Raw genomic sequence first — 15,264 nt, forward strand, 5'->3', positions numbered from 1 at the left:
AAGAATATCACCCTAATTTCTTTGTTGTTCTGTTTGATTGAGCATTTTCAATATAATATCTTTCCCCATTGCCTCTACCATTCTCATAAATAATGAAGGTTTGTTTTCTTGTAAACGATGTAAGTCAGAATAATTCCAGTATAAATAATCTACAGGATCCTTTGCATATATGGTAGTGCTAGCTTTTCCATCTCTAAAATAACTCATCTCTCCAATAAAATGATACGGTCCTACTTCTATAATCTCTTCCTCTAACTCAATGTATACCGATCCTTTAGTAATCAACATTAAATATTCTACTGGCTCACCTTTAGTTAATATTTTTTCATTTCTTGAATTACCTTGATTACTTAGTTTAATTAGACGAATAAAGTCACTTGTTTGCATGCTTAAAAAAAATAGATCCTTTATCTGTTGTAAATCATAAGGCAAATCTCTCGGCATCAGATCTCTTAACAAAAAAACAATCTGTACAAAATTAATAATTAACGATGCGATTGCCCAATAAGCAACCGGTGGCACATTAGCTAATACACCATAAAGTAAAAATGATAAATCAGATAATATGAAGATGGTGCGAAGAAAGAGCACTTTTCTGAAACAAAGGCTGAGGAGCATTAAAATATTGCCCAAACTATAGAGATGGTCCAATTACTTCCTCCCATTTTCGCTTATAATAAGTGTAGAATAAAAAAAGATTTATAAGGATAAATTTCCTGTTAATTGAGGAGTTTGCGTTGAATTATGATGAAATCCACTTGTTTCCAAATCCGGAAACAAGTGATGATCAAGGCTTATTATTCATTGGGGGTGATTTATCACCACAACGTATCCTTCAAGCTTATAGACAAGGAATTTTTCCCTGGTATGAACCCGGAACACCTATTCTCTGGTGGTCTCCAAATCCAAGACTCATATTGATTCCTACTGAATTTAAATTATCTCGTAGTTTGCAAAAATCATTAAAAAAACCGTTCAAATTCACCATAGATACTGCATTTAAACAAGTGATCTCAGAATGTGCTTCATGTGTTGATCGAATCAATAATACTTGGATAACTACGGAAATGATGGAAGCCTATACTCAATTACACATCATGGGTTATGCCCATTCCTTTGAAATATGGTATGAAAACAAACTGGTCGGGGGCTTATATGGACTCAGTTTAGGTCATGCTTTTTTTGGGGAATCCATGTTCCATAAAATGACAGATACCTCAAAAATTGCCTTTTACTATCTATGCAAAACGATGAGCGATTGGAACTATGATTTTATTGATTGCCAGATTCCAACGAAGCATTTGCAAAGTTTAGGTGCCAAAATTATTGATCGAAGAGAATTTCTTCATATGCTTTATAAATCTTTAGAACATCTTACAAAAAAAGGTCCCTGGGAAAGCACTGAATATTTCAAATAGCAAGAACATTGTACTATTATTATACCATATAGACAGACTATTACCATTTCATCTCGTTATGGCTTCAATAATTGATCATTTGTTTTATTAAAGAACTTCGGAGTATTGACCTATGAAGTCAAAACAAAGTAATGAACCAGAATCTAAAATTCCTGTTATTTTTCGACCGCTTAGCAGTAATAAATTACATGATATTTTGGAACATCATGGTGCTACCAAAAAAGAAACTAAGGCTGTTTTTTTAATAAGGGATAATTCAGGGGGATTAATAACAGTTTCATACTACTCTCAAGAACATGAAATGGTAAAAGATCTTCGATTTGGCTTAACCCATGATGGCTGGAAAACAGTACCTAAACCTCCCAAAGAACCTGCATTCACAGAGACACTTGAGGTAAAGACAAGATATGCACACGATAAGGCAAAATTCGATGCGGAAATACAGAGCTTTGTAAATACAGCAAAACAATTATTTGAACAAAATTGTCCGCCTGAATTGATTAAAGCACTATGTTCTGAATTACAAAAAAACGAGTTTAGCCTGCATGGGCTTATTAGACCCAGTCGGGAGGAAGCCAGCAAAGAAAGACACTATGTTAATTACGTAGGTGATGTATTTATAGTTAATAACACCCTTAACGCAGCAATAAAGTAAGCAAGCTTAATTTATCTTGATATGAGTTCCCCTCAGAGTGAGGTCTTAAGCCGTCTATGAAGTGATAAATAGTTAAATTTTGCTGGGCTTTGATTGCCATTTTCCTCATTTTAGTGCAGTATACACGCTGTAAGTATATAATCACACATAATAAACTTTGGTACATCACTGAGAGTCCTATGGCAAAAGAAGATCATATAGAAATGGCTGGTACGGTTATTGATACCTTACCCAACACTATGTTTCGTGTTGAATTAGAAAATGGACATGTTATCACTGCCCACATTTCGGGTCGTATGCGTAAAAATTACATAAGAATTTTAACTGGCGATAAAGTTAAGGTCGAATTAACTCCCTACGACTTAACTAAAGGCCGCATTATATTCCGCGATAAAAATTAAATAGTACCTTATTAAACTCTTTTCCATCACAGTGGCCTGAGTCACGATAAACCGTTACTCGGGTTTTTGCATTGCACTCATTTAAGATGGTATGCAAATTTTAGCCTAGGTGAAGCAGCAAGCCCGTCTTCACGAGTTGAACGAGGGCTCTCTCATCATCTTACAGCGTGGAGCTCCCGGGTTGTATTCGGGATGACTAAATGAACCTTCGGCTTGCTCCTTTACCCAGACTACAATACTCAGAGGCTATAAAGCTTCAAATATTGCCGCAGCCCCCATGCCTGTTCCGATACACATGGTTACCATTCCATATCGTCCTTTAGTTCTTCTTAATCCATGCAATAAAGTAGCCGTTCTTATTGCACCTGTGGCACCTAAAGGATGACCTAATGCAATAGCTCCTCCTAAAGGATTCACCTTGGTTCGAGGTAGATCAAGTTCTTTAATTACTGCCAAAGCTTGAGCGGCAAACGCCTCATTGAGCTCTATCCAATCCAGTTGATCTAAAGTAATACCAGCTCGTTTTAAAGCAATAGGAATCGCTTCGATAGGACCTATTCCCATAATTTCAGGAGGAACACCCGCTACAGCATAACTCAGTAATCGTCCCATGGGCTTTAAATCATATTGATGCAAAGCCTGTTCGCTAGCTAAAAGAGCAATGCCGGCCCCATCACTAGTTTGGGAGCTGTTTCCTGCAGTAACTGTTCCTTTTGCGGCAAAAACCGGTTTCAATTTAGAAATGACTTCATAAGAAGTATCAGCTCGTGGTCCTTCATCGTCATTGACCCATCTCTTCTTTACTATTGCTGTACCATTTCCTAAATCCGCCTGTCGTATGGTAATTTCTACGGGACTGATCTCTGCTTTAAAGTCGCCACGTTGCTGTGCAGCAACCGCTTTCTTATGACTTTCAGCAGCAAATTCATCCTGTTGCTCACGAGTAATTTGCCAGCGTTTTGCAACATTTTCCGCTGTAATGCCCATCCCATATGCTATTGCAACATCTTCATTATTGAAGATAACCGGATTTGCTGTATATTTATTGCCGCCTAAAGGCACCATAGACATGCTTTCAACGCCACCACCAAGGGCCAGGTGCATATCCCCACTCCGTATAGACTCTGCAACTGTGGCAATACTTTGTACCCCTGAAGAGCAAAAGCGATTAATTGTCATCGCAGGAACAGATTGCGGTAAATCAGCCAGTAATGACGCGATACGAGCCACGTTCATACCTTGTTCAGCCTCAGGCATAGCACACCCTATTACAACATCCCCAATCTTTTGATGATCCACAGAGGGATTGCGTTTCATTAAATCTCTCATTACGTGAGCCAATAAATCATCTGGTAATGTATTTTTAAATACACCACGGGGTGCTTTACCTACTGGAGTACGTAATGCATCAACGATATATACATTAGTCATTTCAATTCTCCCTTAGTTGCGTAACGGCTTGCCAGTTTCTAGTAAATGACTAATCCGTGCTTGGGTTAATGGTGTTGCAGCAAGCGTTATAAATGCTTCTCGCTCTAACTTAAGCATCCAATTCTCGTCCACCAACGTATTTTGATTGAGGTTGCCACCGCAGAGTACAGTTGCTAACTCCGTAGCAATGAAATAATCATGCTGAGAAATAAATCCGCCTTCTAACCAATTAACCAAACCTGCTTGCAATCGTGCCTTACCTTCAATACCAGCAATTGGAAACTGTTTCTTTAAAGGAGATTGGTAATTTTCTGCATGCATACAATTAATCTTAGCTAGAGCAACATAGAGTACTTCGTCAGCATTCATCACGTAGCTATCAGTACTTCGCAAATATCCCATTTGCATTGCATCAGCCGCGGAACCTGCAACTTGCGCCGTAGCAATTTGTTGATAGTAATTTTGAATTACTGTCATTAATTCCCCTTTTGGAGCGAGGTGGGCAGCACGTATTGCCATCTCTTTACATCCACCCCCTGCAGGTATTACCCCAACACCAAATTCAACCAGACCAGGATAGGATTCAAATGCTGCAGCTACGGCATCACAATGCATCATCAACTCACACCCACCCCCAAGAGCACGCCCTCTTACTGCGGCAACAGTGGGAATCGCACTGTATTTTAAGCGTAAAGCAACACGTTGAAATTGAGCGATCATCTCGTCTAAAGCCTGCATTTTGTTTTCCTTAATTAAATTAAGGACACCCCGCAAATCAGCACCAGAACAGAAATTAGTCGCATCGTGTTGATAAATAATTAGTCCACGACATTGTTTCTCTGCAGTTTCTACAGCAGCCTCCAACCCATCAAGAACGGATTGTCCAACCGTATTCGCTTTGCTTTTAAAATTCACTACCGCTACATCATCTTGTAAATGCCACAAACGAACACCCTCATTTTCATAAATCACAGGTGTAGGGTGAACGGATTCCTTGATGACCCGGTCAGTAAAAAATTGACGTTTATAAACGGGCAATTGACGTCGAGGTTGGTATTCATTCATGTGAGGAGAATAAGCACCTTTTTCAGTATAAAAGGCATCGATTTCAAAAAGCCATCCAGGTAGAGGAGCCGTACTAAGAGATGATTTTTCTTTTATTGCTTCATTAATGTACTGTGTCATTGTTGCAAAATTAGCGAGTTGCCATGTTTCAAATGGCCCTTGTATCCAACCAAAGCCCCAACGAATTGCCAAATCAACGTCTCTGACATTTTCTGCAATTTCCTCGAGATGATAGGCACAGTAGTGAAATAAATCCCTAAAACAAGCAGTTAAAAATTGTGCTTGCTTGTTTTTTGAAGTCATCAGATTTTGCATGCGCACAGCAGGATCAGGATTACCCATAATCGTTTTTAACTCATCACTCACGACCGGTTGAGCTGGACGATAATGTGCTGACTTAACATCATATACCTCAATAAGCTTACCATTTTTTCTATAAATGCCTTGGCCTGTTTTTTGTCCTAAATGCCCCTCCTTTATTAGGTTAAGGAGCCATTCAGGTAATTTAAAACTGTGATGCCAAGGATCATCTTGTAACTGTTGCTGCATTGTATGGATTACATGCTGCATGGTATCGAGACCCACCACATCCATAGTACGAAAAGTGGCAGATTTTGGTCTTCCTAGCAAAGGGCCTGTTAATGCATCGACTTCATCCAATCCCATATCCATGGCAAAAGCATGATGCAATGTTGTTAAGAGAGAAAATACCCCAATGCGGTTTCCAATAAAATTTGGTGTGTCTTTGGCACGCACAACTCCTTTACCTAAATAACGAGTTAGCCAAGTCTCCAGATTATCCACTAATTCTTTATTGGTCGTTTTTGCAGGAATAAGTTCAGCAAGATGCATATAACGAGGAGGATTAAAAAAATGGACGCCACAAAAATTGGCTCTATGTACTTCGGGTAAAACAGAACAAAGAGCATTAATACTCAAACCGGAGGTATTACTCACTAAAATTGCATCTTTAGTTAAGAATGGAGAAATACGCTTGTATAAGTCTTCCTTCCAGTCCAAGCGTTCAGCAATTGCCTCAATAACTAAATCACAAGAGGATAAATCAGCAAGATGTTGCTCATAATTTCGCGCTTGCAACAATGTTGCGGTTTGGGGTGTAGCAAGTGGAGCGGGTTTTAGTTTCCCTAAATTAGCGATTGCTTTATCAATCAACGCATTCGCATCTCCTTCTTTAGATGCCAAATCATAGAGTAGCGTTTCTATACCAGCGTTAACACAGTGCGCTGCAATTTGTGCACCCATTACACCAGATCCCAGAACTGCGACTTTTTTTATAAAAAAAGATCCCTGCATTCTTTTTTCCTCGTTAAAGTAGCCTGGGTGAAGCGAAGCATAACCCGGGTTCATGGAACATAGAATTACCTGGGTCATGCTTCGCTTCACCCAGGCTACATTTGCTACTTAAATCAAGACAAATCAAATCGAATACCTTGAGCTAACGGTAATTCATTTCCCCAATTTATAGTATTGGTCTGTCGACGCATATACGCCTTCCAAGAATCAGAACCAGACTCACGCCCGCCACCTGTTTCTTTTTCCCCACCAAATGCTCCACCAATTTCAGCACCTGAAGTACCAATATTAATATTAGCGATACCGCAATCACTTCCCCAAGCACTTAAAAAGTGTTCTGCGTTTTTTAAATCTTGAGTAAAGAGCGCAGAAGACAATCCTTGAGGAACATGATTTTGTAAAGCAATTGCTTCATCAATTGTCTGAAAAGACATAACGTATAAAATCGGAGCAAATGTTTCCTCTTGAACAATTTCCCAATGATTTTTTACATCACAGACTAAAGTCGGTTCAACAAAGAAGCCCGGGCCATGGGCTGGCTCACCACCAAAAATAATACGGCCACCAGCCTCTTTAATACGAGCTATTGCCCGATTAAATTGCTCAACAGCTTGCTTATCAATCAGTGGCCCCATTAAATTTTTCTTATCTAAAGGATCACCAATTGTTATTTGCTCGTAAGCAAAACGTAAACGCTCAATAACATAATCGTATTTAGAATGATGGACAAATAAACGTCGAGTAGAGGTACATCGTTGACCCGCAGTACCAACAGCACCAAATACAATAGCTGGGATTGCTAAATGTAAATCAGCTGACTCATCGAGAATAATTGCGTTATTACCGCCTAATTCTAGAATTGTCTTACCCAATCGGGCAGCAACCTTGGCAGCGACCTCTTTTCCAACTGCTGTGGAACCAGTAAAAGAAATTAGTGGTATTCGTTTGTCATTCACCATTTCTTCAACCACATCGTGGCTCTCAGGAATAACCAAACTGAATATTTCCGGACAACCATTAGCCTTTAATACATCATTGCAAATATGCTGAACAGCTACAGCACATAACGGAGTCTTTGCTGAGGGTTTCCACAATGTCACATTCCCACAGATGGCCGCAAGAAAAGCATTCCAAGACCAAACTGCAACAGGGAAGTTAAAAGCGGAAATAACACCCACAATACCATAGGGGTGCCACTGCTCATACATTCTATGTTGTGGACGCTCGGAATGCATGGTATTACCATATAACATTCGGGATTGACCTACTGCGAAATCAGCTATATCAATCATTTCCTGAACTTCACCGTCTCCTTCTTGCTTGGATTTACCCATTTCCAAGGAAACTAAACTACCTAGCGCATCTTTATGTTCGCGCAATGCTTGCCCAATCTGCCTGATGATTTCCCCTCTTTTAGGAGCAGGGACTTTTCTCCATTCATGAGCAGCATATTGAGCACGAGTCATTATCTCTTCGTAATCACTCATAGTGCAGGTTGCTATTTCTGCAAGCTTCTCACCATTTGCTGGATTATTAGAGATTAACTTGTGCTCATGAATTCCACTTTGCCAACCTTGACCACTATAGGCTCCAGGATTAACAGCATGAATTTTCAAGCGTTTTAATATATCCATTAATTATCTCCGTAGTAACCCGGGTACAATGAAACAGACCCGGGGACACATCACTATAATATTCTTAGTTATGCGTAATAGCGACCAAAACGATTTTCCAGCACAGCAGACAAATGGAATTTTTCTTGCAACACTAACCCTTTATATTCATTTTCTTGTCCGAGCACTAAATCAACTACTGAACAAACACCAGAAGCGGTACTTATTTGAATTGCAGACCACTCCAAGCCACAAATTTCTTCAGGGTAAATCTTCTTCACATAATTTTTTTCTGTAAGTTCACCTTGTTTCATGCCCTCCACAGAAACATATACAATGACTAGATCTTGGTATGTCTTAGGAATTGCATTTTCTAGAATACGCTTTAGCGTAGGTCTATCTTGGTTTAAGCGCAAATCATTCATCAATAAACGCATCTTTGAGCAATGGCCAGGATAACGCATTGTTTTATAATTCATGGTTTGTACTTTACCCGCGTGCATCTCTGCCAAACTGCCGAGTCCACCAGAGGTATTAAAGGCTTCATACTCGCATCCATCGATTTGAATGGTTTCTAATCCTTCTAAAGGTGCCAAGGTTACCGCTTTTCCATATTTAATTGCATAACAGGGATTGCCATATTCATTGATGACTCCATCAGTGGACCAAGTTAATGAATATTGAAGTGCATTGTTTGCATTTTGTGGAAGAGCTCCTACACGTAATTTTACATGATGACACTCTTCAAACTCCTGCATGAGACTATTTGCAGCGATGCTGATAAACCCTGGAGCTAATCCACATTGAGGAACGAAAGCAGTTTCTGCGTCAAGCGCGATTGCTTTTACAGCTTCAGTGACTGCGGTATCTTCTGTAAGATCAAAATAATGCGCTTTTGCTGCTTTTGCTGCTTCCGCAACATAAGTATTTAAAAAATATGGAAGACTTGAAATAACAGCCACGATACTATTTTTTTCCATATATGCTTGCGTGGACTGTTGGTCTTGAACATCTAAGGCTACTGTTTTAATTTTGGGTACTGCTTCCAAAAGCCTTTTTACATCGGATCCATTAAAATCAATATCAACCAAATGGACCTGGTAAGAACCGCTTTCTGATAATAAACAAGCGATTAAGCTACCAATTTTCCCTGCACCAGTAATCATTACATTATACATTTAATCCCTCTCCATTATAAAACGCAATCATCCTACACAAAATCTTTGGAATTGAATAGTATTCTCTAAACTATGTGCATACAAAATAACAATTTTTAAAAATCGAGTTATTCCATTTTTTGATGCATAATGTTGAAAAGGACGATATTAAAGATTCTTGAAATTCGCAAAGGGATGGGTATGAATAAATCAAAAAAGAAACCACCAAAATCAACCGAAAAATCGATAGACTCCTTATTAACCGGATCAGAAAAAGACGACTATGAAGGAATAAGTTTCGATAAATTATTCCACGCTACAATCAGTCAATTATGCAATTGGATATCACCAGGCACACTCATTATGTCTTTTGCAGACTGGTTAATTTATTTGCTTTTTTCACCCGCGCAACGAGCTGATTTAAACAAAGATGCACTCAAAAAATTGGGAGAATTGTTATTATACATTCAGCAACAAAACCAAGGTAAATGCGAGCCTTGTGTCGAAGTCCGCCAAAGCGATCATCGTTTCCAAAATGAATTATGGTCTCAATTTCCATTTAATCTATACAGCCAATCGTTTTTATTAACTGAAGAATGGTGGGATAACGCAACCACTCACCTACGAGGGGTTTCCAAGCACCATGAAGCGATTGTTAATTTTGTAACACGCCAAATTTTGGACATTTTTGCTCCATCAAATGTTCCGGGAATGAATCCTGAAGTCATAGCTACCACAATGAACGAAGGAGGTATGAATTTCATAAAAGGTTGGTATAATTTTAATGATGACCTCATCAGGTACCTTAATAATAAACCGCCGGTAGGTAGTGAGCAATATAAAGTAGGATCGAATGTAGCAATAACTCCTGGTAAAGTGATTTATAGAAATCGTTTAATTGAGCTGATCCAATATGCACCAACAACATCCACCGTATATCCTGAACCAATCTTAATCATTCCAGCTTGGATCATGAAGTATTACATTTTGGATCTTTCCCCTAATAACTCTATGGTGAAATTTTTAGTAGATAAAGGTCATACTGTATTTATGATTTCCTGGAATAATCCAACTTCTAAAGATAGAGACTTGGATTTTTCTGATTATGCACTCCGCGGAGTAATGGATGCATTAAATACAATCAATCAAATTATTCCTAAAGAGAAAATTCATACGGTTGGTTATTGTATCGGGGGAACTTTATTGACCATGGTTGCCGCAAAGATGGCAGCGAATAATGATAAGCGCTTAAAAACAATGAGTTTGTTTGCTGCCCAAACCGATTTTCAGGATGCAGGCGAGCTGCAATTATTTATTGACGAAAACCAACTCACTTATATTGAAGATATTATGTGGGAGAAAGGTTATTTGGAAGGCTCCCAGATGGCTGGAGCATTTAGTATGTTACGATCTATAGATCTCATTTGGTCTCGTGTAGTTTATGACTATTTACTAGGTAAAAGACAGAAAATAAGTGACTTAATGGCCTGGGATTACGATACTACGAGAATGCCCTATAAAATGCATAGCGAGTATTTGCGCAAACTCTTTTTAGATAATGACCTAGTAGAAGGCCGTTTTAAAATTCTTGATGAGAGTATTAATCTAGCCGACATTACAGTACCCATTTTTTCAGTAAGCACAATAAAAGATCATATAGCCCCTTGGAAATCTGTTTACAAAATTCATTACTTTACTGATAGTGATATTACCTTTGTATTGACTAATGCAGGACATAACACAGGGATTGTTAATGAGCCAGGAGGGACAGGCCGAAGTTATCAAATGCTTACCCATAAATTAACAGATAAACATTTAGCACCTGAAGTTTGGTTAGAACGAGCTCCTCAGTTCGAAGATTCTTGGTGGCCAGCTTGGGAAAAATGGCTTACAGATTATTCCGGTGCAAAAAAGAAACCACCTACTCTAGGCAATCCGGAAAAAGATTTAAGACCAATTTGTGATGCACCAGGAACTTATGTTTTGAAAAAATAAATGGTACCTTAGTGAAGCGCAAGGGAGCAAGGCTATGAAAGCGACAGGATTATAAAATATTTCACTAATTCTTGACCTGAATAGAGGACTCAATTATCTTATCATTTTATAATTTTTTAACAGCCATGAAGCAAACCGCTTTAGCCAATTCAATTCCACTAAATTCTTCAATTCGTCTTGGCTATGTTAAATACTTCTTTGTATTTATAGCAGGCCTGCTTGCGCCTTTTGGTTTTGCTCCTTTTCATATCCCAGGATTAACCTTATTAAGTTTGGCATTTCTCTATTCGAGTCTCCAGAATTGCTCCATAAAACAATGCTTTTACCTAGGTTTTTTTTATGGATTAGGTTATTTTGGTTTCGGAGTTTCCTGGGTCATAGTCAGTATTCATGATTATGGACAAATGAATTATTTCTTCTCAGGTTTAGTTACTCTAATATTCATTGCCTATCTTTCGCTATTCCCTGCCCTCGTTGCTTATTTATATAAATCACTTGAACTCAACAATCGTAAACTACTGTCCTTAACTTTATTCTGTGTCTTATGGTGTTTGAGTGAATACTGCCGTGCTACTTTATTTACTGGATTTCCCTGGTTATTAGTAGGCACTATCCTCATTGATACTCCGATTAAATATATCGCACCTGTTTTAGGCATATATGGGCTAAGTTTAGTGTGCATCTTTCTCTCAACCTTTCTTACTTTAGCTGTTTCACAAAATTCTCCAAAACGCTATTCCTACCTCATCGTAATTGTCTTAGTTATTATCAGTCCCATGCTATGCAAAAACATTACATGGTCGCATGTCAGTAAAGAACCAGTCAGTATTGGTGCTGTACAGGCTAATTTATCGATGCGTGATAAATGGGATGAAGCATTATTTTGGAATTTATTAAAGTATTATGAAGATGCAATTAATAAGCTCTTAGGGAAACAATTGATTATTTTACCGGAGTCAGCTATACCACTCCCAGCAAGTTATTTAGATAAATATTTACAAAAATTAAACAACAAAGCGCTGAAAGCGAAAAGCGCACTTATGGTTGGCATTTTACAACCAACAAATGATAGTGAAACAAATTATTACAATTCAGTTATTACCCTTGGGCTGGCCAAAGGAAAAAAACTGAAGCGTCAACTCGTTCCCTTCGGAGAGTACATTCCCAAACCGCTTGTTGCAATTAATCATTGGCTAAATTTACCCGAGCCTAATTTGTTGCCTGGAAGGAGAAAGCAGTCGCTGATTCGCATTGAAAATCATCCAATAGCAAGTCTTATTTGTTATGAAATTGCGTATCCCCATATTTTGCGGGAACAAATGCCTAAAGCTCAATGGATCGTTTCAATAAGCGATAATGGATGGTTCGGTCATTCATTGGCGAGTTATCAACAATTGCAAATGGCTCAAATACTTTCTTTACTTACCGGCCGATATCAAGTAGTCGTCAATAACGATGGTTTATCGTCAGTAATTGATTCAAATGGAGATATAGTTGAAAGTCTCCCTCCATTTAGTTCTGGTATCTTAGAAAGTAATATATTCCCAGCAGAAGGTTTCACTCCTTGGATTATTTGGCATGAGTATCCAACTCTAATTTTTTGCTCAATTTTTCTTATTTTTATACTATTTATTCAACTTCGTCGCGTATTCCAACAATAATCTATTGCTGGCAGACACAAGAGGAGTTATCCTTAGCGATTTAGAGTCACTTAAAAAATCGGACTATGGATAATACCTATATACCACAAGAAGTTGAGGAACAAGCTCAACAGTATTGGCATAAAAAACAATCATTTAATGTTTCAGAAGATTTAAACAGAGAGAAATTTTATTGTTTATCCATGTTCCCTTACCCGAGTGGAACATTGCACATGGGGCATGTTCGTAACTATACTATTGGTGACGTTATTGCTCGTTATCAGCGTGCTTTGGGTAAAAATGTCTTGCAACCGATAGGTTGGGATGCATTTGGTCTACCTGCTGAAAACGCAGCCATCAAAAACGGAATCCCCCCGGCTGAATGGACTAGAAAAAATATAGAGTCTATGAAAAAGCAGTTTTTACGTCTTGGCAATGCCTATGATTGGCGACGTGAAATTTGTACTTGCACACCCGAATATTATCGTTGGGAGCAATGGTTTTTTATTCGCCTATTTGAAAAGGGTTTAGTTTACAAGAAGAACGCCGTTGTAAATTGGGATCCAGTAGATCAAACCGTTTTAGCAAATGAACAAGTTATTGATGGACGCGGTTGGCGCTCTGGTGCCCTTGTTGAACGAAAAGAAATTTCTCAATGGTTTATTAAAATTACCGCTTATGCTGATGAACTCCTGAGTTCACTCGATACATTAGATGAATGGCCTGCACAAGTGAAACAAATGCAACGCAATTGGATAGGTCGCTCTACCGGTACCGAAATTTATTTTAATGTCAATAATTATCCAAAGCGCTTAAAAATTTATACCACTCGTCCTGATACTTTAATGGGAGCGACATATCTTGCAGTGGCAACAGATCACCCTATCGCTAAAGAAGCAGCAAGTACTCGTAAGGAAGTAAAGGAATTCATTGACAGCTGTCAAGGCACTAAAATGGCTGAAGCTGAACTTGCTACTATGGAGAAACGAGGGGTAGCCACAGGAATGTCTGCTATCCATCCCATAACAGGCGAAGAATTACCTATATGGGTGGCAAATTTTGTACTTATGCAGTATGGCTCTGGGGCTGTAATGTCCGTTCCTGCCCATGATCAAAGAGATTGGGAGTTTGCACAAAAATATCAATTACCTATAAAAGAAGTGATAAAGCCTACCAACGGAACAAAACATGATCTGAACCAATCTGCCTACACTGGGGAAGGTACATTGATTCATTCAGGTCAGTTTGATGGATTAAGTTCCTCTCAAGCAGTGGAAACCATAACTACGTTCCTTGAAGAACATGATACAGGAAAAGCCACAATCAATTATAGATTGCGTGATTGGGGCGTATCAAGACAAAGATACTGGGGTACCCCTATACCCATGATTTTATGTGAGCAATGCGGTACTGTTCCAGTTCCAGATGAAGATCTCCCCGTGGTCTTACCAGAAAATGTCACATTTACTGGCACAGGTTCTCCCCTTGCGCAATGTCCTGAATTTGTAAATGTAAGTTGCCCTAAATGTGGTCAAGATGCTTCTCGTGAAACAGATACTTTTGATACGTTTGTCGAGTCTTCTTGGTATTATGCTCGTTTTGCGTGTAAAGGCCAGGAAAATGCCATGCTTGATGACCGGGCGAAATATTGGACTCCTGTAGATCAATATGTAGGTGGTATTGAGCATGCAGTAATGCATCTGCTTTATGCACGTTTTTTCCACAAATTAATGCGAGATGAAGGTTTAGTCAATTCCGATGAGCCATTTAAAGCCCTGTTAACTCAAGGTATGGTTTTAAAAGATGGACATAAAATGTCTAAATCCGTGGGCAATGTCGTCGATCCTAACCATCTAATTAATACCTTTGGGGCTGATACAGCACGATTGTTTGTTATGTTTGCCGCGCCTCCAGAACAATCTCTGGAATGGTCTGATGCTGCTGTAGAAGGTGCACACCGTTTTCTAAAACGAATTTGGACTTTTGCCTATCAGCATCAAAATATGTTTATTGAAGTCAATGATATCATCCTAAGTGGCAATGGACATGTCAACTGGCAACAAGCTGAAAGTCGTTTAAAAAAATCACGCCATGTTGTGCATCAAATACTCGCCCAAGCAACTCATGATTATGATCGTAATCAATTCAATACCGTCGTTTCAGGTTGTATGAAGTTATTTAATGAACTATCCAGTTACTCCATAGAAACTGAAGAAGATAAGTTTTTTATTCATTCCAGTATGAGTATTCTGTTGCGATTGTTGGCTCCTATTACACCTCATATTACACATCATATATGGCAGCAATTAGGTTTTGAAAAAGCAATTATTGATGCCAATTGGCCAAGAGTGGATAAAGGTGCCCTCAAAACCGACGAGGTGGATTACGTCGTTCAGGTTAATGGAAAGCTCCGAGCTCAATTTACTGCGAGTGTAGATGCGGCAGAAGAAGTATTAATAGACACAGCAAAAGAACATGTAAAAGACTTTCTGGCTGACAAAACAGTAAAAAAAGCCATTGTAGTGGCACACCGGCAATTAATTAATTTGGTTGTTAGCTAATGAAATCAAGTTGC

The 15,264-nt window shown here is 38.7% G+C and carries 11 protein-coding genes; 6 read left to right on the plus strand and 5 right to left on the minus strand.

The features are described 5' to 3' along the window. Positions 1-12: 12 nt before the first annotated feature. Entirely contained in the window at positions 13-651 is a 639-nt protein-coding gene (locus ACWTE2_RS31110; RefSeq protein ID WP_454785806.1) for a cyclic nucleotide-binding domain-containing protein, read from the minus strand. Positions 652-737: 86 nt separating this feature from the next. Here ACWTE2_RS31110 and aat point away from each other — a divergent pair, with 86 nt between their 5' ends. The 3 genes from aat (at position 738) to infA (ending at position 2,474) form a co-directional block, all read left to right on the plus strand. Beyond that, positions 738-1,418: a leucyl/phenylalanyl-tRNA--protein transferase gene (gene aat / locus ACWTE2_RS31115; RefSeq protein WP_182393375.1), complete on the plus strand. Its 681-nt coding sequence runs from the start codon at positions 738-740 to the stop codon at positions 1,416-1,418. A gap of 112 nt (positions 1,419-1,530) precedes the next feature. Then, positions 1,531-2,073: a hypothetical protein gene (locus tag ACWTE2_RS31120; RefSeq protein ID WP_454785807.1), complete on the plus strand. Its 543-nt coding sequence runs from the start codon at positions 1,531-1,533 to the stop codon at positions 2,071-2,073. 179 nt (positions 2,074-2,252) lie between these two features. Beyond that, positions 2,253-2,474, plus strand: a complete 222-nt coding sequence (gene infA, locus ACWTE2_RS31125; RefSeq protein WP_019233117.1) for a translation initiation factor IF-1 — start codon at positions 2,253-2,255, stop codon at positions 2,472-2,474. Between the two features lie 246 nt (positions 2,475-2,720). Here infA and ACWTE2_RS31130 read toward each other — a convergent pair whose 3' ends face one another. From ACWTE2_RS31130 to ACWTE2_RS31145, 4 genes are all read right to left on the minus strand, one after another. Beyond that, complete coding sequence (locus ACWTE2_RS31130; RefSeq protein ID WP_454785808.1) at positions 2,721-3,905, minus strand: acetyl-CoA C-acyltransferase; 1,185 nt, start codon at positions 3,903-3,905, stop codon at positions 2,721-2,723. Positions 3,906-3,917: 12 nt separating this feature from the next. Next, complete coding sequence (locus ACWTE2_RS31135; RefSeq protein WP_454785988.1) at positions 3,918-6,284, minus strand: 3-hydroxyacyl-CoA dehydrogenase/enoyl-CoA hydratase family protein; 2,367 nt, start codon at positions 6,282-6,284, stop codon at positions 3,918-3,920. Positions 6,285-6,397: 113 nt separating this feature from the next. Then, positions 6,398-7,918, minus strand: a complete 1,521-nt coding sequence (amaB, locus tag ACWTE2_RS31140; protein WP_182393368.1) for an L-piperidine-6-carboxylate dehydrogenase — start codon at positions 7,916-7,918, stop codon at positions 6,398-6,400. Positions 7,919-7,986: 68 nt separating this feature from the next. After that, positions 7,987-9,075: a saccharopine dehydrogenase family protein gene (locus ACWTE2_RS31145; protein ID WP_182393366.1), complete on the minus strand. Its 1,089-nt coding sequence runs from the start codon at positions 9,073-9,075 to the stop codon at positions 7,987-7,989. A 180-nt stretch (positions 9,076-9,255) separates the two neighbouring features. Here ACWTE2_RS31145 and ACWTE2_RS31150 point away from each other — a divergent pair, with 180 nt between their 5' ends. The 3 genes from ACWTE2_RS31150 (at position 9,256) to leuS (ending at position 15,250) form a co-directional block, all read left to right on the plus strand. Beyond that, positions 9,256-11,049 (plus strand): PHA/PHB synthase family protein, encoded by a 1,794-nt coding sequence (locus tag ACWTE2_RS31150; RefSeq protein WP_454785809.1) that lies wholly within the window; start codon positions 9,256-9,258, stop codon positions 11,047-11,049. Between the two features lie 125 nt (positions 11,050-11,174). Next, positions 11,175-12,710 carry an apolipoprotein N-acyltransferase gene (gene lnt / locus ACWTE2_RS31155; protein ID WP_454785810.1) on the plus strand — a complete coding sequence of 512 codons (1,536 nt, stop codon included), beginning with the start codon at positions 11,175-11,177 and terminating at the stop codon, positions 12,708-12,710. Positions 12,711-12,775: 65 nt separating this feature from the next. Next, complete coding sequence (gene leuS, locus ACWTE2_RS31160; RefSeq protein ID WP_454785811.1) at positions 12,776-15,250, plus strand: leucine--tRNA ligase; 2,475 nt, start codon at positions 12,776-12,778, stop codon at positions 15,248-15,250. The last annotated feature ends 14 nt before the right edge of the window (positions 15,251-15,264 follow it).

The organism is Legionella nigrisilvae (genome assembly GCF_977063395.2).

Bases quoted from the DNA above. Each gene is read 5' to 3' on its own strand.
- infA (WP_019233117.1), top strand. From the start codon at position 2,253: ATGGCAAAAGAAGATCATATAGAAATGGCTGGTACGGTTATTGATACC.
- amaB (WP_182393368.1), bottom strand. From the start codon at position 7,918: ATGGATATATTAAAACGCTTGAAAATTCATGCTGTTAATCCTGGAGCC.
- ACWTE2_RS31150 (WP_454785809.1), top strand. From the start codon at position 9,256: ATGAATAAATCAAAAAAGAAACCACCAAAATCAACCGAAAAATCGATA.
- ACWTE2_RS31120 (WP_454785807.1), top strand. From the start codon at position 1,531: ATGAAGTCAAAACAAAGTAATGAACCAGAATCTAAAATTCCTGTTATT.
- ACWTE2_RS31135 (WP_454785988.1), bottom strand. From the start codon at position 6,284: ATGCAGGGATCTTTTTTTATAAAAAAAGTCGCAGTTCTGGGATCTGGT.
- ACWTE2_RS31145 (WP_182393366.1), bottom strand. From the start codon at position 9,075: ATGTATAATGTAATGATTACTGGTGCAGGGAAAATTGGTAGCTTAATC.
- lnt (WP_454785810.1), top strand. From the start codon at position 11,175: ATGAAGCAAACCGCTTTAGCCAATTCAATTCCACTAAATTCTTCAATT.
- ACWTE2_RS31130 (WP_454785808.1), bottom strand. From the start codon at position 3,905: ATGACTAATGTATATATCGTTGATGCATTACGTACTCCAGTAGGTAAA.
- leuS (WP_454785811.1), top strand. From the start codon at position 12,776: ATGGATAATACCTATATACCACAAGAAGTTGAGGAACAAGCTCAACAG.